The sequence below is a fragment of the Belnapia sp. F-4-1 genome (assembly GCF_000802185.1).
GTDB lineage: Bacteria > Pseudomonadota > Alphaproteobacteria > Acetobacterales > Acetobacteraceae > Belnapia.
The window spans coordinates 766,206-783,689 of record NZ_KN676113.1 but is presented as its reverse complement, the minus strand read 5'-3'; the positions used below and the strand labels follow the sequence as shown (position 1 = coordinate 783,689).

Genomic DNA, 17,484 nt, shown 5'->3' with positions numbered 1-17,484 from the left:
ATATGCCGGGCGGGACGGCATGACGCAACGCCGGCTTGCGCTGCTGATTGCCGGTCCGACCGCGAGCGGGAAGTCGGCCCTGGCCCTGGCCCTGGCACAGCGCTCCGGTGGCACCGTCATCAATACGGATTCCATGCAGCTCTACCGCGAGCTTCGCGTGCTGACCGCCCGGCCGACGCCGGAGGAGGAGGCGCTGGCGCCTCACCGGCTCTACGGCATTCGCCCTGCGGCCGAGGCGGCAAGCGTCGCGTGGTGGCGCGAGGCGGCCCTGGCCGAGATGGAGCGGGCGGAGCTGCCCATCCTCTGCGGCGGGACCGGCCTCTACTTCCTCTCGCTGACCAGGGGGCTCTCCGCCATCCCTCCCGTGCCGGTCGAGGCGCGGGCGGAGGCGCGGGCGCTGCTTGCGACGCTCGGGGCACCCCGGCTGCATGAGCGGTTGGATGCGGAGACGGCGGCCCAGCTCCGTCCCGGCGACAGCCAGCGCATCGCCCGGGCCTATGAGGTGCTCGTCGGCACCGGGCGCGGCCTCGCCGCCTGGCAGCGGGACGCGCCGCAGACCGGGCCGGCGCCCTGGCGCTTCGCTGCCATCCGCCTCGACCCGCCGCGGGAGGCATTGCGCAAGGCCATCGCCACCCGGTTCGACGCCATGCTGGCCAGCGGCGCGATGGAGGAAGTGCGCGCTCTCATCGCCCAGAGGCTTGACCCCGCCCTCCCGGCGATGCGCGCCCATGGCGTGCCGGAACTGGCCGCCGTCCTGCGCGGCGAGATGGCGCCTGAGGCGGCGCGGCAGCGGGCCATCCTCAATACCGGGCAATATACCAAGCGGCAGGCGACCTGGTTCCGCCACCATGAATTGGCCGCCCCGAGCGAGACGCATATCTTCCATGCGCGCATGGCGGGCGCTGCGCAATTTCAGGAAAGCGGATTGGCAGAAATCTTCGCATTTGTTGAAAGGTGGCGTTGACCTGCTGCGAGGAGGGGTCTAAGCCTCCCGCTCCGCCACGACCGGGGCCAACCCGGCGCGGCGATGTGTTCTCGAGGAGCCCGCCATGTCCGCCACCCTGCAGACCGCCGAGACCCGCACCATGACCGGTGCGGAGATCGTCCTTCAGGCGCTGAAGGACAATGGCGTCGAGGTCATCTTCGGTTATCCCGGCGGCGCCGTATTGCCGCTCTACGATGCGCTGTTCCAGCAGAACGCCATCCGCCACATCCTGGTTCGGCACGAGCAGGCGGCGGTGCACGCCGCGGAGGGCTATGCCCGCTCCACCGGCAAGGTCGGCGTGGTGCTGGTGACCAGCGGGCCGGGCGCGACCAATGCCGTCACGGGCCTCGTCGATGCGCTGATGGACAGCATCCCAGTGATCTGCCTGACGGGGCAGGTGCCAACGCATCTTATCGGCAACGATGCCTTCCAGGAGGCCGACACCACCGGCATCACCCGCCCGGCGACCAAGCACAACTACCTGGTCAAGGACATCCGGAAGCTTGCCTCGACGGTCCACGAGGCCTTCTACGTGTCGAAGTCCGGCCGGCCCGGCCCGGTGGTGATCGACCTGCCGAAGGACATCCTGATCGGCAAGGGGCCGTACAGCGAGGCGCCGCAGGCCCCGCACCGCAGCTACCGGCCGCAGACCGAGCCCGACATGGCGAGCATCCGCGCCGCGGTGCGGCTGCTGAAGGGGGCGAAGCGGCCGATCGTCTATGCCGGCGGCGGCGTCATCAATGCCGGTCCCGAGGCCTCGCGCCTGCTCGGCGACTTCGTCCGCATGGCGAACATGCCCTGCACCAACACGCTGATGGGGCTTGGCGCCTTCCCCTCGGAGGATCCGCAGTTCCTTGGCATGCTCGGCATGCACGGGACCTATGAGGCGAACCTCGCCATGCATGGCTGCGACGTCATGCTCAATATCGGCGCCCGCTTCGACGACCGGGTGACGGGGCGGCTGAACGCCTTCTCGCCGAATTCGAAGAAGATCCATGCCGATATCGACCCGTCCTCCATCAACAAGAACGTCAAGGTCGACGTAGCGATCGTTGGCGATGCGGGGGCGGTGCTGAAGGCGCTGATCGAGTGCTGGCAGGCCGAGGAGCAGCCGCAGGACCAGGCGGCCATCGCCGAGTGGTGGCGCGCGATCGACGGCTGGCGCGGCACGGGCTGCCTGCAGTACCGGCAGGAAGGCAGCATCATCAAGCCGCAGCACGCGGTGAAGCGCCTCTACGAGATCACCCGCGAGATGGGCCACGAGACCTTCATTACCACCGAGGTCGGCCAGCACCAGATGTGGGCGGCGCAGTATTTCGGCTTCCAGAAGCCGAACCGTTGGATGACCTCGGGCGGCCTCGGCACCATGGGCTACGGGCTGCCGGCCGCGATGGGCGTGCAGATCGCCCATCCGGATGCGCTCGTCATCGACATCGCCGGCGAAGCCAGCATCCTGATGAACATCCAGGAGATGGGGACGCTGGCGCAGTACCGGCTGCCGGTGAAGGTCTTCATCCTCAACAACGAGTACATGGGCATGGTGCGGCAGTGGCAGGAGCTGCTGCATGGCAGCCGCTACTCCGAGAGCTACTCCGAGGCGCTGCCCGATTTCGTCCGTCTCGCCGAGGCCTTCCATGCACGCGGCATGCGGGTGACGGAGGCGAGCCAGCTCGACGACGCCATCCGCGAGATGATCGCGCATCCCGGCCCGGTCATCGCCGATATCGCCGTTGCCAAGGACGAGAACTGCTTCCCGATGATCCCCTCGGGCGCGGCGCATAACGAGATGATCCTGGCCCCCGGCCAGGAGGGTGGCGTCACCGGCGTGACGGATGAGGGCAAGGTCCTCGTCTGACCGTTCCGCTCTTGCCGACCGATCCCGGGGCGGCTACGCCCCGCGCGCCCTCCTGCCCTTGGCTGACCGATGCCTGATTCCCTGGAACCCACGCTCCGCAACGCGACCATTGCCGTGCTCGTCGAGAACGAGGCCGGCATCCTGGCGCGCGTCGTCGGCCTCTTCTCCGGCCGCGGCTACAACATCGAGAGCCTGACCGTTGCCCCGGTCGATGCCGACCGGCGCCTGTCGCGCATCACCATCGTGACCCGCGGCACCGACATGGTGATCGAGCAGATCAAGGCGCAGCTCGACCGGCTGGTGCCGGTGCACAAGGTGAGCGACCTGACGCTGGAGGGGCCGCACATCGCCCGCGAGCTGGCGCTCATCAAGGTCGTCGGCAAGGGCGAGGCGCGGATGGAGGCGCTGCGGCTGGCCGATGCCTTCCGCGCCCGCGTGGTGGACGCCACCATCGAGAGCTTCGTCTTCGAGATGACGGGAGCGGGCGAGAAGCTCGATGCCTTCATCGCCTTGATGCGGCCGATCGGCCTCGCCGAGGTGTCGCGTACCGGCGTCGTCGCCATCGCCCGCGGGCCCGGCGGTTTCGAGGCCTGAACTCGTTTTAGTTGCAGTGAGGAGGAGCGCGATCATGCGCGTGTATTACGACCGCGATGCGGATGTGAACCTGATCAAGGCCAAGAAGGTCGCGATCATCGGCTTCGGCAGCCAGGGGCATGCGCATGCGATGAACCTGCGCGACAGCGGCTGCGCCGACGTCGCCATCGGTGTCCGCAAGGGCGGGTCCTGGAGCAAGGCCGAGGCAGCCGGCTTCAAGGTCATGACCCCGGCCGATGCGGCCAAGTGGGCCGATGTCGTCATGGTCCTCACGCCGGACGAACTGCAGGGCGACCTCTACCGCGAAGCGCTCGGGCCGAACATGAAGGAGGGCGCCGCGCTCGCCTTCGCCCATGGCCTGAATGTCCACTTCAACCTGCTCGATCCGCGCCCCGACCTCGACGTGTTCATGATCGCGCCGAAGGGCCCGGGCCACACCGTCCGCTCCGAGTACCAGCGCGGCGGCGGCGTGCCCTGCCTCGTGGCGCTCGCGCAGAACCCCTCGGGCAACGGGCTCGAGATCGCGCTCTCCTATGCCTCCGCCATCGGCGGCGGCCGCGCCGGCGTGATCGAGACGACCTTCAAGGAGGAGTGCGAGACCGACCTCTTCGGCGAGCAGACCGTGCTCTGCGGCGGCTTGGTCGAGCTCATCAAGGCCGGCTTCGAGACGCTGGTCGAGGCGGGCTACGCCCCCGAGATGGCCTATTTCGAGTGCCTGCACGAGGTGAAGCTGATCGTCGACCTCATCTATGAGGGCGGCATCGCCAACATGAACTACTCGATCTCCAACACCGCCGAGTACGGCGAGTACATCACCGGCCCGCGCATCATCACCGCCGAGACCAAGGCTGAGATGAAGCGGGTGCTGGACGATATCCAGAGCGGCAAGTTCGCCCGCGACTGGATGCTGGAGAACCGGGTGAACCAGGCGAGCTTCAAGGCCACCCGCCGCCGCCTGGCCGAGCACCCGATCGAGGAAGTCGGCGAGAAGCTCCGGGCGATGATGCCCTGGATCAAGAAGAACGCCCTGGTCGACAAGGCGAAGAACTGAGCCTGGGGGCGGGGGAATGCTCCCCCGCCCAACCTGCCTCACATGCCGCCGTTCTTGTGGATCGGGTCGATCCAGAGAACCTGCTCCGGCTTCTCGACCGGCTCGATGTCGAGGTTGACCACCACCGCCTCGTTGTCCGAGCGCACCAGCACGCAGCGCAGCGTCTCGTCGGTCGACGCATTGATCTCTTGGTGCGGCACATAGGGCGGCACGAAAATGAAGTCGCCCGGCCCGGCTTCCGCGACGAATTCCAGCTTCTCCCCCCAGCGCATGCGGGCGCGGCCGGAGACGATGTAGATCACGCTCTCCAGCGCGCCGTGATGGTGGGCGCCCGTCTTCGCATTCGGGTGGATGTGGACGGTCCCCGCCCAGATCTTCTGCGCGCCGACGCGGGCCGCGTTGATGGCCGCGGCGCGGTTCATCCCCGGGGTCTGCGCCGTGTTGGTGTCGAGCTGGTCGCCGGGGATGACCCGGACGCCGGTATGCTTCCACCCGTCATCCGGGGGCGTATCGTGGCTGTGGTGGCCGTCATGCGGCATGGCGTGCGCTCCTGGCTATGCCACCATCATAGACCGGCGAAGAGTTCCGTCGACAGGTAGCGCTCGGCGAAGGAGGGGGCGATGCCGACCACCAGCCCGCCCCGCATTTCCCGCGCCACCTGCACCGCCGCATGCAGCATGGCGCCGGAGGAGATGCCGACCGGCAGCCCCTCGAGCTGCGCGCAGCGGCGGGCGGCGGCCACCGCCTCCCGCTCCGCGACGCGCATCACCCCGTCGAGCCGGTCGAGTTCCAGCACCGCCGGCTTGAACCCGGCGCCGATGCCCTGGATGCCGTGCGGCCCCGGCTCGTCGCCCGAGAGCACCGCGCTTTCGGCTGGTTCCACGCCGATGATGCGGAGGCCGGGCTTGCGCGGCTTCAAGGCCCGGGCGATGCCGGTCAGCGTCCCGCCCGTGCCGAGCCCTCCGATGACGGCATCGACGGCGCCATCGGTATCGGCCCAGATCTCCTCCGCCGTGGTGGCGGCATGGATGGCGGGGTTGGCGGGGTTGTCGAACTGCTTCGGCATCCAGGCGCCGGGCGTCGCGGCAAGGATGGCCTCGGCCCGGGCGATGGCGCCGGCCATGCCGCGGCGGGACGGCGTCAGTTCCAGCTCGGCGCCCATCAGCCGCATCATCTTGCGCCGCTCGATGCTGGCGCCGTCCGGCATGACGACGATCAGCCGGTACCCCTTGGCGGCGGCGACGAAGGCCAGCGCGATGCCGGTATTGCCGGAGGTCGGCTCCACCAGCGTGGAGCGGCCGGGCGCGATCAGCCCCTCGCGCTCGGCCGCCTCGACCATGGCGAGGCCGATGCGGTCCTTCACCGAGCCGAGCGGGTTGAAGAATTCCAGCTTGAGCGCGATGTCGGCGCCCAGCCCCTCGGCCGCCTTCAGCCGCGGCAGCCGCACCAGCGGGGTGCCGCCGACGATCTCGAGCACGCTGTCATAGATCCGCCCGCGTGGGGCCAGGGAAACAGTGTCTTTCACCATGGTGCATGTGGGTATCACGGTTCCACAGCCAAGATGAGGGGGTAGGGACGCTACCCAGCGCTCCGGGGCCATGCCAAGCTGACGCTGGAGGAAACGGAGCCGACCCATGGCCCATCCAGGCACCACGCCGCGCCTCGCGCGCCGGCTGCTGCTCGCCAGCCCGCTGCTCGCCGCGCCGGCGCTTGCGCAGGGCACGCGGGCGATCACGCTCATCGTCCCCTATCCCCCCGGCGGCAGCAGCGACAACGTCGCGCGGCCGATCCAGCAGCCGCTGGCGGAGGCGCTGGGCCAGCCGGTTCTGATCGAGAACCGCGGCGGCGCCGGCGGCTCCATCGGCGCCGCGATGGTGGCGCAGGCGAAGCCGGACGGGCTGACCCTGCTGGTCTGGCCAACCGCGGTGCTGACCATCAGCCCGCACATGATGCGCCTGCCTTACGACCCGCAGCGGGATTTCACCCCCATCGCCATGTTGGCCATCTCGGATGGCGTGGTGGCGATGCACCCTTCGGTGCCGGTGCGGGACATCCGGGCGCTGGTCGCCCATGCGCGGGCCAATCCCGGCAAGCTGCGCTTCAGCTCCGCCGGCAACGGCACCATCACCCAGATGACAGGCGAGATCTTCGCCCATGCGGCCGGCATCCGGCTGGAGCATGTCCCCTATCGCGGCTCCGCCCCGGCGCTGACCGCATTGCTGGCCGGCGATGTGGAACTGCAATTCGACCCGGTCGCCACGCCGCCGGTGAAGGACGGGCGCCTGATCGGCCTCGCCACCACCGGCGGGACGCGGAGCCCGGAACTGCCCGAGCTGCCGACGCTGCGCGAGCTTGGCCTCTACGGCGAGGGCGGCCTCGCCTTCTTCGGCCTGGCCGGGCCGGCGGGCATGCCGCCGGAGCTGGTGGCGCGGCTGGTCGGGGCGCTGGAGCGGGTGCTGGCCCTGCCGGAGGTGGCGCGGGCCATGGCGCCGGTCGGCCTCCGCCCGCAGCTGGAGGCGGGCGAGGCCTTCGCCACCCGCATCCAGCGGGACCGGGCGATCTTCGGAGAGGCGGTGCGCCGCACGGGAGCGAAAGTGGAATGAGCTTCGAGCATACGAAGGTTTGGGACGACGGCCCGGTGCGCATCGTCGCGCTCAACCGGCCCGACAAGGGCAATGCCATCACCCGGCTCATGGCCGAGGAGATCCAGGCGGCAATGCAGGACTTCGCCACCTCCGACCAGCGCGTCGCGGTGCTGACGGGGATGGGCGAGAAGGCCTTCTCCTTCGGCGCCGATGTGGGGGAGCCGCCGGAGCTCTGGCGCGCCGTCCCCAATGTCGGCTGGCAGACCGACAAGCCGCTGATCTGCGCGGTGGAGGGCTGGTGCATCGGCGGCGCGCTGGTGCTGGCGATGATGGCCGACCTCGCCGTCTGTGGGACTTCGGCGAAATTCTACTATCCGGAGGCGAAGCTCGGCCTGACGGGGGGGATGATCGCAGCACTGCCCTCCCGCATCCCGCACAAATTCGCCATGGAGCTGACCCTGCTCTGCCGCACCTTCGACGCGGCGAAGTCGGAGCGCGTCGGCCTCGTCAACGAGGTGGTGCCGGATGGCGGCGCGCTGGCGAAGGCGATCGAGTGGGGCAAGGAGATGGCCGGCTTCGCGCCGATGGTTACCGGTGCGATCAAGCGGATGGTGCTGGACGACATCCTGCCGCGCGGCCCCTCCGAGCAATGGGCCCTGCAGGGCCAGCGGCTGAACGGCATCCGCAACTCGGAGGATTTCCAGGAAGGCGTCGCCGCCTTCCGCGAACGCCGCCCGCCGCAGTTCAAGGGGCGGTAGGGCTCAGGGGATCGTATAGCCCCGCGCCGCGCCAACCGTCCGGTTCCAGGCCGCGGCGCATTCGGCCCAGACGCGGTTGCAGCTGTCGCGGAATGTGGGCAGCACCACGCTGCTCACCGCCTCCCGCACCCGCGCGTCGTCCTCAGGCGGCACGGCGCTGATGACGGCGCCGAACTTGCGCTCCGGGCATTCCGGCTTGCCGGCGAGGCAAGCCAGCGACTGCGCATCGCTCACCTGGGCGAAGCGCCACATCTCCGCCTCCAGTCCCTTGAAGGCGGCGGTCAGCGCCGCCTGCTGCTCTGGCGTGAAGCGGCGCCAGGCGGCATTGCTCATGAAATGCCCCTGGATGCCGCCGGCGACGGAAAGCGGCAGCACATGCGTCGTCACCTCGCCCCAGTTGCCGGCATAGGCCGAGACGGCGGAGGTGATGCCGCAGGTGACGAGGCCGCGCTGGAGCGAGGGATAAACCTCGGAGAATTGCAGCGTGACCGGGATGGCGCCGAAATGCTGCACCAGCGCCGTCATGCTCGGCGTGTAGCTCCGCACCTTCAGACCGCGCAGATCGGCCACGCTGCGGACGGGGCTGTTGCAGAAGAAGTATTGCGGCCCGAAGGGCCAGAGCGCCAGGACGCGGCCATTGAAGCGCTCCTGCAGCCGCCGGTCGAAGGCCTCGCGCCCGGCCTCGACCGCCTTCTGCAAATCGGCCGTATTGGTCGAGACGCCGATGAGGTCGAGCCCGTCGAAGAAGGGCTCGTCCCGCGCCACCTGCCCGATCAGCACCGCCATGACGTCGAAGGCGCCGCTGCGGAGATGGCGCAGCGCATCCGCCGCCTGCACGCCGATCTGGTCCATCGGGTTGAAGCTGACGGCGAGGTTCATCCCCGTCGCCTGGGGCAGCCGCGCATAGAAGGCGCGCTCGATCTCGATCTGCTTGGTGTTCTGCGAGAAATGCCCGACGGCGCGCAGCGGGATCTGCTGCGCGGGGGCGGGGAGGGCAGCGGCGCAGAGCAGCGCGGCGGCCAGGGCGAGGATGCGGGTCATGGGTGCTCCCTTGGGGTTGCGGGCGGTCATCCGTAGGTCAGCTTCGGCAGCCAGGTCGCCATCTGCGGGAAGGCGATGAGAAGGGCCGTCATCACCACCATGGCCAGGAAGAAGGGGATGGTGCCCTCGAAGACCTGCGCGATGGTCCCCTCCTTGCGCACCGCCTGGATGACGTAGAGAGTCATGCCGACCGGCGGGCTGATGAGGGAGATCTCGCACATCAGCACGATGAAGACGCCGAACCAGACCGGGTCGATGCCCGCCGCGACGATCACCGGGAAGACGACGGGCACGGTGCCTACCAGCATCGGCAAGGTTTCGAAGAAGACGCCGAGCAGCAGGTAGAAGACCGTCAGCGCCAGGATGAGGCCGAGCGGCGTCACGCCGATCTGCGTCACGAAGGCGCCGAGCGCGGGCGTGACGCCGAGCAGGCCGAGCACGAAATTGAGGTAGAAGGCGACGGCGAGGATCAGCAGGCTCATCGCCGTCAGCGTCGCCGTCGCGGTGAAGCAGTCATGCAGCATGGCGATGCTGAGCCGGCCATAGAGCGCCGCGATCGGCAGCGCGGCGACGCAGGCCAGGGCCGCGCTTTCCGTCACCGTCGCCCAGCCGCTGTAGATGCTGCCCATGATGATGGCGAAGATGACGAGCGGCGGCAGGATGTCGACAAGCCGCCGCACCCGCACCGCCAGCCGGTCCTTTGCCTCCTGCTGGCGAATCCAGTCGGGCTTGAGAATGCCCATGAGCACGATGGTCGCCATGAAGAGGACCGTCATGACGATACCCGGCACCACCGCCGCCGCGTAGAGCTGCCCGACCGAGGTGTTGGTCATCGCCCCGTAGACGATGAGCGCGATCCCCGGCGGGATCAGGTTGCCGAGCGAGGCGCCGGCGGCGATGGAGCCGAGCACCAGCCGCTCGTCGTACTTCCGGGTACGGAAGCTCGGCAGCGCGACGGTGGAGACGGTCGCCGCCGTCGCCACGGAGGAGCCGGAAACGGCCGAGAAGATGGCCGAGGCCGCGATATTGGTGTGCAGCAGCCCGCCGGGCAGGATGTTCAGCCAGTCCGCCAGGCTGCGGTAGAGCCGGTCCGTGCTGCCGCTGCGCACCAGGATCTCGCCAAGCAGGATGTAGAGCGGGATGGAGAGAAGAACGTAGTCCTCCATCGAGGCCCAGAGCTGGGTGCCGAGCGAATCGATCAGCGCCGGGGAGAGGTAGAGCGAGGCCCCGAGCACGGCGGTGAGGAACATCGCCGTTGCCACATGCAGGCCGAGGAAGAGCAGCGCGACCAGGATGCCGAAGCCGATCGCCGCCTCGCCGACGCCGATCACGCCTTGAACTCCTCGACCGGGCCGCGGGCGAGGATGGCGCCGGCTTCCGTCTCCACCTCCTCGTCGATGGTCATGGGGCCGTAGAAGCGGTTGACCCGCCGCCAGTCGGTCAGCATCAGCCAGGCGGCGTGGAGGGCCAGCACCGTCGCGGTGATGGCGAAGGCAACCAGCCCCGCAAGCCACAGCCCCTGCGGCAGCCACATCGGCGTGCCGAGCGGCGAATTGGCGTGGCTCTGGAACTCGATGCTTTCCTCCAGCACCCACCAGCCGCGCCAGGCGGCGAAGACGGCGAGCGCCGCGAGCAGCACATAGGCGAGCGCGTTCAGCAGCGCCCGCAGCGGCCCCGGCAGATGCGCCAGCAGGAAATCGACGCGGGTATGCGACTTCACCAGCAGCGCATAGGCGAAGCTGAGCGTCGAGAAGACGGCCAGCGTGTAGGCGCCGATCTCGTCCACGCCCTGGAGCGAGACGCTTAGCAGCTTGCGGCAAAGGATCTCGGCGCAGGTGAGGAAGGCGAGGCCGAGCAGCCACCAGCCGCCGATGATCGCAACGAGGCGCACGAACGGCTCCAGCCGCCGTGCCACGGGATTGTCCCCGGTCATGCCGGCAGCCCCATCCGCGCTTGCCAATGCCGCGCGATATCCATCCGCCGGGCGATCCAGACGCCGGGCTGGCGGGTGACGTGCTCCAGCAGCATCTCCAGCCCGGCGATGCGCCCCGGCTTGCCGATGGTCCGGAGATGCAGCCCGACCGACATCATCTTCGGCTGTGCCGCGGCCTCGCGCATCAGCCAGTCGAAGGCGCCGATGCAGTAGTCGCTGAAGTCCCGCGCTTGAACGAAGCCCTGGCCCGGGGCGAAGCGCATGTCGTTGGTGTCGAAGCTGTAGGGCAGGATGACATGCGGCCGCCCGGCGTCCTCGACCAGCCGCGGCAGGTCGTCGTCATAGGCATCCGAGTCGTAGAGGAAGCCGCCCTCCTCGATCAGCAACCGCCGCGTGTTGACCGAGGGCGCCGACTTGGTGTGCCAGCCGACGGGGCGGGTGCCGGCCGCCCTGGCCAGCGTCTCGACCGTCGCGGCGATGACGGCCCGCTCCTGCGCCTCGGGCATGCCGGCCAGCATCTCCCAGCGCCAGCCATGGGCGCTGACCTCATGCCCGGCGGCGGCCGGCGCAGCCGCCAGCGCCGGCGTCACCGCGACGGCGCGGCCGCAGCAGGAGAAGGTCGCCTTCACCCCGAAGCGGTCGAACAGGTCGAGGATCCGCCAGATCCCGACCCGCGAGCCATAGGCGAAATGCGTCTCCATGCAGGGATCGGGATGGTCATCGACCAGCTGGTGGCTTTCCGGCACGCGCTCGTTCCGCTCGTCGCCGCTGGCAACGGAGAGCTCCGCCCCTTCCTCGACATTGACGACGAAGGAGAGGGCAAGGCGGGCGCCGCCTGGCCAGCGCGGATCGGGCGGGGTGCGGCCGTAGCCCGCCAGGTCGCGCGTGGCGGGCGGCATCCCGCCGGGAAGGTCTGTCATGCGGCGCTCCTCTAGGCGCCGAAGGGGCAGCAATGCGCGTGCCAGGCCGGAATCGGCCATGGCGGCCAAATCTGGCGCCGCAACAGGCAGGCTGCCTAGGCCCTGGGCGCGTCTTCAGGCGAGGGCGGCGCTAGCCTCCGGCCCGAGTGCCGCTTCCAGCGCCGCCAGCGTCTCGTCGGCGACGGCAAGGACCGACGCGCGAAGCGCCATCGCCTCCTCCGCCGGCAGCCGCTTCGCATCGGCCTGGAACTGCCGCGCCGCCGCCGCCAGCCGGCTCGCGCCGAGCGTCGCGGCGGAGCCCGTCAGGCGGTGCGCCGCGGCGATCGCCTCGCTCGCCATCTCCGGCCCGGCGGCGCGCAGCACGCGCGTCTGCTCGGCGATCTCCTGAAGGAAGACCGGCGCCAACCGGCTCGCCGCCGCCTCGTCGAGGCCGGGGATGGTGAGCTTTCCGTTCGTCCCGCGCTGTGTCAGCAGCGGCAGCTCCGGTTGCGCCGCGGCCGCGGCTGGGGCGGCGGGCGGCGAAGCGGCGGGCTGGGCGGCGTCCTCGCCGGCGGTCAGCCGCCCGATCGCCGCCATCAGCGCGTCCCGCTCGATCGGCTTCGCCAGATGCGCATTCATCCCGGCGGCGCGGCAGGCGGCGATGTCCTCGGCGAAGGCGCTGGCGGTGACGGCGAGAATCGGCACCTGCCCGCCCGGCGCCGGCAGCTGGCGGATGCGGCGCGTCGCCTCCAATCCGTCCATGCCGGGCATCATCACGTCCATCAGCACCAGATCGTAGGGCCGGGCCGGCGCCGACTTGGCCAGCGTCTCGAGGGCGAGCGAGCCGTCCGAGACGCAGTCCACCCGGTGCCCGCCCGACTCCAGCAGCGCCCGCGCCACCGCCAGGTTGGCCGGCACGTCATCTGCCCCCAGCACGCGGGGCCCCCGCTGCTCCGCCGCCGGCGCCGCCGGCTCGGCGGGCTCGGCCTGAGGCATGGCAAGCGGCAGCAGCGGCAGCTCCACCCAGAAGACGGCGCCATGCCCGCTCGGCGAGGCGAGGTTGTCGGTGCAGCCGATGCTGCCCTCCATCTGTGCCGCGATGCCGGCAGCGATGGCGAGGCCGAGGCCGGTGCCGCCCGCACGCTCGCCGCGGTCGAGCTGGACGAAGTCGCCGAAGACGACCTTGCGCTTCGCCTCCGGCACACCCGGCCCGGTATCCCGCACCTCGATCCGCACCAGCCGGCGGCCATCCGTGCCGGCGGGGCCGACGAGCCGCGCGATCAGTTCCACCAGCCCGCCGGCGGGGGTGAACTTCACCGCGTTGGAGAGCAGGTTGAGCAGCAGCTGGCGCAGCCGGGTCTGGTCGGCCTGCACCAGGGGCGGCAGCTCCGCCGCGACCTGGACGCGGAGCGTCAGCTGCTTTTCCTCCGCGGCCGGGCGGACCAGCGTTGCGGCGCTGTCCAGCAACTCGCCCAGCTGGGCCGGGCCGAGCCGCAGCTCCAGCCGCCCCGCCTCCACCTTGGCGAGGTCGAGCACGTCGTTGGCGACGGTGACGAGGTGGCGCCCCGCCTCCTCCAGCGTCCGCGCCCGGGCGCGCTGCTCGCCGGACAGCGCCGGGTCGCGCGCCAGGGCCTGGGCGAGGCCGAGCACGCCGTTCAGCGGGGTGCGCAGCTCATGGCTCATCTGGGCGAGGAAGCGGGACTTGGCCGCGGTCGCCGCCGCCGACTGGTCGCGCGCCAGGGCGAGATCGCTCATCGCCCGCTTCAGCGTGGTGATGTCGGTGCGGATGCCGACCGTGCCGCCATCCGGGGTCCGCCGCTCGCTGACCATCAGCCAGCGCCCGTCAGGGAGCAGCCGCTCGATGCTCGGGTGGTTGCCGCGGTGCCAGGCGGTGGTCTCGGTGACGAAGCGCTCGATATCCTCGCCCGCCTGCGGGTACTGGCCGCGCCGGGCGCCCTCGCGGATGATGTCCTCGAATTTGGCGCCGACGGTGATGAAGGGCGCGCTGACCGCATAGAGCTCGCGGTAGCGCTGGTTGCAGATCACCAGCCGGTCGTCCGCGTCGAACATGACGAAGCCGTCGGGCATGGTCTCGATCGCGCCTTCCAGCACCGACCGCGCCCGCGCCCGCTCGGCGTCGACCCGCTCGCGCTGGCGCAGCGCGTGATAGAGCGCGGCCGCGAGCGCCGTCATCAGCACACCGAGGCTGGCGGCGACGAGGATGAGGCGCCGGCGGTCCTGCTCCCAGCCGGCGAAGGCGGCGCCCTGGTCGTAGCTCGCCACCACATACATGTCGCGGTAGAGGATCGGCTTGGCGGCGGCCAGGACCGGCGCGTTCTGGAAGCGGCCGGGAACGAAGGCGGCGCTGCCATCCGCCGGCAGGGTGGTGGCGGGCCGGGCGAGCGGCCGCCCCATGCGCGTCTCGTCATGCGGGAGGGAAGCCAGCACCCGCCCATCCACCCGCTCCACCGAGATGCGCAGCCCCGGCACCTCGCCGATCGGGGCGAGCAGGGTGGCGACCAGGGAAACGGGCACCTCGGCCACCCCCACCACCGGACCGATGCCGGGCAGCTCCGTGGAGCGGAGGAACATCAGCGACCACTCGCCGGTCAGCGGGTTGCGCGCAGGCCCGCTGATGACCGCGGCGCCGAGCGCGGCCGCGCTGGCCAGGGCGGCCGGCTCGATCGGTGGCGGCCGGCTGCGCGAGGCGGCCAGCGCCGCAGCCCAGGGGCGGCCATCCGGCAGCACCAGCATCAGGTCGCGGAAGCTGAAATTTTGGAAGTTCAGCTCGCGCAGCATGCGGTTGGCCGCCGCCTGCTCGGTCCGGCCGCTGCTAGCAACCTGGTTGAGCAGGGCAGGAAGTCCGGCAAGCATGCCGTCCACGGCCAGGAAATGCCGGTTGACGGTGCTCTCGGCCACGCGGGTCACGCGCTGCACCGTCTCCCTAGCCGTCTGCTCCGCGGTGCGGTGCAGGCGGTCGATCAACAGGCTGGTGCCGAGGCCGAGCGCCAGCAGCAGCAGCAGGGCGACGAGCAGGACGGCGAGGCGGAAGCGGCGTTGCTGCATGCTATTCGGGCCGTGCCAGGATGCCCCGGCTAGGGGCCATGATGGTGTTCCAGGTTTCGACGCAGTCGCCGCCGCAGCGGCGGACCCAGCTCGGCAGGATGACATCCCGCAGCAGCTGGGCGCGACGCTGGCGGTCGCGCGGCTCGTCGTCCAGCACGACCATCTGGCCGCGCGTGCCGCGCACGCAATCCGGCCGGCCGGCGTTGCAGGCGAAGCCTTCCTCCGTTTCCTGCTCGGCCGCCTGCCAGATCTGCTGCTGCAATTCGCTGAGCCCCCCCTGCAGCTGGCTACGGACCTCGGGCGGCAGGGCCGCCCAGGCGGCGGCATTGGCGCCGAAGACGGAGACGCCCCAGGTGATCGCCTGCCGCGAGACATAGTTGGCGATACCGGGCAGGCCGAGCGTGTTGCCGGAGAAGCTTCCGGTCACCGCGCATTCGACGATGCCGCCGCGCAGCGCGGACGGGATGTCGGCGAAGGGGATCACGACCGGGGTCGCGCCCAGCGCCTCGAACAACTCGCTCTGCCCGACCGAGGAGACGCGAATGCGGCGCCCGCCCAGGTCGCCGAGGCCGGAGAAGGGCTGGCGGCAGAACACCACCTGGGCCGGATAGGCATAGATCGCCAGCAGGACGACGTTGAACCGCTCCTTCAGCAGCGCCTCGAGCCGCGGGCGGAGCTGCGCCACGGTTTGACGGAGCGTGGCAATGTCGGGGTTGAGCACCGCGAGATCCACGGCGTTGATTTCCGGCTCCTCGCTGGCCGAGACCGAAAGCGGCACCGTGCCGAAGGGCACCACGCCGAGCCGCATCAGTGGCAGCATCTCGGGCCCGCGGATGCCGCTGCGGTCGAAGGGCGCGATCTCCGCCCGGACTTGGCCGCGGGTGAGCTGCGGCACCTGCTCGGTCCAGAAGGGCATCTCGTAGCGTGTGTACTGCGTGACGCCGCCCAGGCCGCCGACGATCTTCAGGCTGATCGGCGGGTTATCGGCCAGGGCCGGCACGGCGCCGAGCAAGGCGAGGCAGGCGAGCAGGAGCGAGGCCGCACGCCGCGCCGCGCCGCGCCGGAGCGAAGGTCCGGTCAAGAAGTGCCGGCGCAGAAACATGAAAACCCCTTCCTTTCGCGCCGGCAGGGGGCGGCGCCACGCCATGGGCTGGGACCATGATCCATGGTCCTCGGATCGCGGTCCAGCGTGCTATCCCGCCGCTTGACGGCACAACCCGCCTCATCAACCCGATGTCGCTTTCGGTCTTCTTAATTTTCCGCCTCGATTCGCCCCGCCCCATTATATCCGGATCTGTCACGAGTTTCGACATCCATCCGCGGCCGCCGCCACGAGGCGGCAGGCCCTCAGCCTGGCCTGAACCGTGCCGCCGTCACCGCGTCCCCGCTGAGCGCCGCCAGCACCTGCGCCCGGCCGGCTGCACTGGCGGCCAGCGCCACCACCCGTTCGAACCAGGCGCAATGCCCGCGCACCCGGGCCTGGAACAGCCGGTCGAGCGCCACCGCCGCCGCCGGCCGGCCGTTGCAGCAGGAGCAGGCCGCCACATGCGCCTCCGCCGCGAAAGCCTCGACCGCACGGTGCGGCCGGGGCAGGGCAGGGGCCTCGGCCAGCACCGCGGCCGGCGGCCCGTCGGCCAGCACCCGGTCGAGCGCCGCCTCGTCCTCCACCAGCAGAAGCGGGATGCGCGCATCCAGGGTCCAGGCCATGGAACTCTCCTTCAGCTACTAGACATAAGGATATCTTTATGTGATATCCAGCGTCATGGATGAGCTTCTGGCCCAACTGCGTGCCGCCGCCGAGCCGACCCGTTTGCGGTTGCTGGCGCTTTGTGCCCGTGGGGCCTTCTGCGTTTCCGACCTCTGCGCGGTGCTCGGCCAGTCGCAGCCCCGCCTGTCGCGCCATCTGAAGCTGCTGGTCGAGGCCGGGTTGCTGGAGCGCCTGCCGGAAGGCGCGAATGCCTATTTCCAGGTCCCCGCCGCCGCCGGCCTGGTGCATCAGCTGCTTGCCCGGCTGCCGGAGGAGGATCCGCTCCTCGCCGCCGACCGGCGCCAGGCCGCGCGGCTCGCCGCCGAGCGCGCCCGCATCGCCTCCGACGCCTTCCGCCGTCATGGCGCCGACTGGGACGAGATGCGCGCCCTCGGCCTGCCGGCGGAAGCGATCGAGGCGGCACTGCTCGCCGCTCTGCCGGAGCGCATCGGCCGCGTCCTCGATATCGGCACCGGCACCGGCCGCCTGCTGGAGCTGCTGGCCCCGCGCGCCGAGGCGGCGCTTGGCGTCGACGCCAGCCGCGACATGCTGGCCCTGGCCCGTGCCCGCCTCGCCGAGCGAGGCCTCGGCGCCCATTGCGCCGTGCGCCAGGCAGACATGTACCGCCTGCCGCTGCCCGATGCCGGCTTCGACCTCGCCACCATGCAGATGGTCCTGCACTATGCCGAGGACCCGGCCGCCGCCTTGGCCGAGGCCGCCCGCGTGCTGCGCCCGGACGGGTTGCTGCTGATCCTCGACCTCGCCCCGCATGGCCGGGGCGAGCTGCTGGACCGCCACGCCCATCGCTGGCCCGGCTTCGACGATGCCGGGATCGCCGGCTGGCTCGGCCCGGCCGGCTGCGCGCCGCTGCCGCCCGTTACCATTCCCGGCCCGCTCGCCGTTCGGCTCTGGCCGGCGCGGCGGCTCGCCGTTCCCGTCGCCGCCCTGCCTGCCCTGACCTTCTAGGAAG

Annotated in this window: 16 protein-coding genes; 7 read left to right on the top strand and 9 right to left on the bottom strand. The window is 70.6% G+C overall.

Annotation, left to right across the window (positions count from 1 at the left end):
* The first annotated feature begins 19 nt into the window (after positions 1-19).
* The 4 genes from miaA (at position 20) to ilvC (ending at position 4,485) form a co-directional block, all read left to right on the top strand.
* On the top strand, positions 20-964 hold the full coding sequence (miaA, locus tag LH62_RS03915) for a tRNA (adenosine(37)-N6)-dimethylallyltransferase MiaA (RefSeq protein WP_043359376.1): 945 nt from the start codon (positions 20-22) through the stop codon (positions 962-964).
* Positions 965-1,049: 85 nt separating this feature from the next.
* Positions 1,050-2,840, top strand: coding sequence for an acetolactate synthase 3 large subunit (locus LH62_RS03910; protein ID WP_052213683.1), 1,791 nt, complete (start codon positions 1,050-1,052; stop codon positions 2,838-2,840).
* Positions 2,841-2,909: 69 nt separating this feature from the next.
* On the top strand, positions 2,910-3,434 hold the full coding sequence (gene ilvN / locus LH62_RS03905; RefSeq protein ID WP_043359374.1) for an acetolactate synthase small subunit: 525 nt from the start codon (positions 2,910-2,912) through the stop codon (positions 3,432-3,434).
* 34 nt (positions 3,435-3,468) lie between these two features.
* Positions 3,469-4,485 carry a ketol-acid reductoisomerase gene (gene ilvC / locus LH62_RS03900; protein ID WP_043359372.1) on the top strand — a complete coding sequence of 339 codons (1,017 nt, stop codon included), beginning with the start codon at positions 3,469-3,471 and terminating at the stop codon, positions 4,483-4,485.
* Between the two features lie 38 nt (positions 4,486-4,523).
* On the opposite strand, the gene LH62_RS03895 is transcribed toward ilvC, so the two are convergent.
* Positions 4,524-5,024 (bottom strand): cupin domain-containing protein, encoded by a 501-nt coding sequence (locus LH62_RS03895; protein ID WP_043359371.1) that lies wholly within the window; start codon positions 5,022-5,024, stop codon positions 4,524-4,526.
* 26 nt (positions 5,025-5,050) lie between these two features.
* Positions 5,051-6,013, bottom strand: coding sequence for a cysteine synthase A (cysK, locus tag LH62_RS03890; protein ID WP_043359369.1), 963 nt, complete (start codon positions 6,011-6,013; stop codon positions 5,051-5,053).
* Between the two features lie 106 nt (positions 6,014-6,119).
* On the opposite strand from cysK, the gene LH62_RS03885 reads away from it, so the two are divergent.
* Positions 6,120-7,088: a tripartite tricarboxylate transporter substrate binding protein gene (locus LH62_RS03885; RefSeq protein WP_043359367.1), complete on the top strand. Its 969-nt coding sequence runs from the start codon at positions 6,120-6,122 to the stop codon at positions 7,086-7,088.
* Positions 7,085-7,828: an enoyl-CoA hydratase/isomerase family protein gene (locus LH62_RS03880; protein WP_043359365.1), complete on the top strand. Its 744-nt coding sequence runs from the start codon at positions 7,085-7,087 to the stop codon at positions 7,826-7,828. The genes LH62_RS03885 and LH62_RS03880 overlap by 4 nt, the downstream gene beginning before the upstream one ends.
* A gap of 3 nt (positions 7,829-7,831) precedes the next feature.
* On the opposite strand, the gene LH62_RS03875 is transcribed toward LH62_RS03880, so the two are convergent.
* From LH62_RS03875 to LH62_RS03845, 7 genes are all read right to left on the bottom strand, one after another.
* Complete coding sequence (locus LH62_RS03875; RefSeq protein ID WP_043359363.1) at positions 7,832-8,869, bottom strand: TRAP transporter substrate-binding protein; 1,038 nt, start codon at positions 8,867-8,869, stop codon at positions 7,832-7,834.
* A 26-nt stretch (positions 8,870-8,895) separates the two neighbouring features.
* Positions 8,896-10,200 carry a TRAP transporter large permease gene (locus LH62_RS03870; RefSeq protein WP_043359361.1) on the bottom strand — a complete coding sequence of 435 codons (1,305 nt, stop codon included), beginning with the start codon at positions 10,198-10,200 and terminating at the stop codon, positions 8,896-8,898.
* Positions 10,197-10,802, bottom strand: coding sequence for a TRAP transporter small permease subunit (locus tag LH62_RS03865; protein ID WP_043359360.1), 606 nt, complete (start codon positions 10,800-10,802; stop codon positions 10,197-10,199). Before LH62_RS03865 ends, LH62_RS03870 begins: the two co-directional genes overlap by 4 nt.
* Positions 10,799-11,722 (bottom strand): polysaccharide deacetylase family protein, encoded by a 924-nt coding sequence (locus LH62_RS03860; protein ID WP_082012337.1) that lies wholly within the window; start codon positions 11,720-11,722, stop codon positions 10,799-10,801. Before LH62_RS03860 ends, LH62_RS03865 begins: the two co-directional genes overlap by 4 nt.
* 114 nt (positions 11,723-11,836) lie before the next feature.
* Entirely contained in the window at positions 11,837-14,767 is a 2,931-nt protein-coding gene (locus LH62_RS28020; protein WP_052213682.1) for a PAS-domain containing protein, read from the bottom strand.
* Position 14,768: 1 nt separating this feature from the next.
* On the bottom strand, positions 14,769-15,869 hold the full coding sequence (locus tag LH62_RS03850) for a TRAP transporter substrate-binding protein (protein WP_082012336.1): 1,101 nt from the start codon (positions 15,867-15,869) through the stop codon (positions 14,769-14,771).
* 245 nt (positions 15,870-16,114) lie between these two features.
* Complete coding sequence (locus LH62_RS03845) at positions 16,115-16,474, bottom strand: hypothetical protein (RefSeq protein ID WP_043359359.1); 360 nt, start codon at positions 16,472-16,474, stop codon at positions 16,115-16,117.
* A gap of 55 nt (positions 16,475-16,529) precedes the next feature.
* On the opposite strand from LH62_RS03845, the gene LH62_RS03840 reads away from it, so the two are divergent.
* The gene (locus tag LH62_RS03840) at positions 16,530-17,480 is read left to right on the top strand and encodes a metalloregulator ArsR/SmtB family transcription factor (RefSeq protein WP_043359358.1); all 951 of its coding nucleotides are present in this window, start codon (positions 16,530-16,532) and stop codon (positions 17,478-17,480) included.
* The last annotated feature ends 4 nt before the right edge of the window (positions 17,481-17,484 follow it).

What these genes read in the sequence shown, in the direction of transcription:
- LH62_RS03880 (WP_043359365.1), top strand. Translation starts at nt 7,085, where the DNA reads ATGAGCTTCGAGCATACGAAGGTTTGGGACGACGGCCCGGTGCGCATC.
- LH62_RS03875 (WP_043359363.1), bottom strand. Translation starts at nt 8,869, where the DNA reads ATGACCCGCATCCTCGCCCTGGCCGCCGCGCTGCTCTGCGCCGCTGCC.
- cysK (WP_043359369.1), bottom strand. Translation starts at nt 6,013, where the DNA reads ATGGTGAAAGACACTGTTTCCCTGGCCCCACGCGGGCGGATCTATGAC.
- ilvC (WP_043359372.1), top strand. Translation starts at nt 3,469, where the DNA reads ATGCGCGTGTATTACGACCGCGATGCGGATGTGAACCTGATCAAGGCC.
- LH62_RS03865 (WP_043359360.1), bottom strand. Translation starts at nt 10,802, where the DNA reads ATGACCGGGGACAATCCCGTGGCACGGCGGCTGGAGCCGTTCGTGCGC.
- LH62_RS03860 (WP_082012337.1), bottom strand. Translation starts at nt 11,722, where the DNA reads ATGACAGACCTTCCCGGCGGGATGCCGCCCGCCACGCGCGACCTGGCG.
- LH62_RS03850 (WP_082012336.1), bottom strand. Translation starts at nt 15,869, where the DNA reads ATGTTTCTGCGCCGGCACTTCTTGACCGGACCTTCGCTCCGGCGCGGC.
- LH62_RS03845 (WP_043359359.1), bottom strand. Translation starts at nt 16,474, where the DNA reads ATGGCCTGGACCCTGGATGCGCGCATCCCGCTTCTGCTGGTGGAGGAC.
- LH62_RS03910 (WP_052213683.1), top strand. Translation starts at nt 1,050, where the DNA reads ATGTCCGCCACCCTGCAGACCGCCGAGACCCGCACCATGACCGGTGCG.
- miaA (WP_043359376.1), top strand. Translation starts at nt 20, where the DNA reads ATGACGCAACGCCGGCTTGCGCTGCTGATTGCCGGTCCGACCGCGAGC.
- LH62_RS28020 (WP_052213682.1), bottom strand. Translation starts at nt 14,767, where the DNA reads ATGCAGCAACGCCGCTTCCGCCTCGCCGTCCTGCTCGTCGCCCTGCTG.
- LH62_RS03895 (WP_043359371.1), bottom strand. Translation starts at nt 5,024, where the DNA reads ATGCCGCATGACGGCCACCACAGCCACGATACGCCCCCGGATGACGGG.
- LH62_RS03840 (WP_043359358.1), top strand. Translation starts at nt 16,530, where the DNA reads ATGGATGAGCTTCTGGCCCAACTGCGTGCCGCCGCCGAGCCGACCCGT.
- LH62_RS03885 (WP_043359367.1), top strand. Translation starts at nt 6,120, where the DNA reads ATGGCCCATCCAGGCACCACGCCGCGCCTCGCGCGCCGGCTGCTGCTC.
- ilvN (WP_043359374.1), top strand. Translation starts at nt 2,910, where the DNA reads ATGCCTGATTCCCTGGAACCCACGCTCCGCAACGCGACCATTGCCGTG.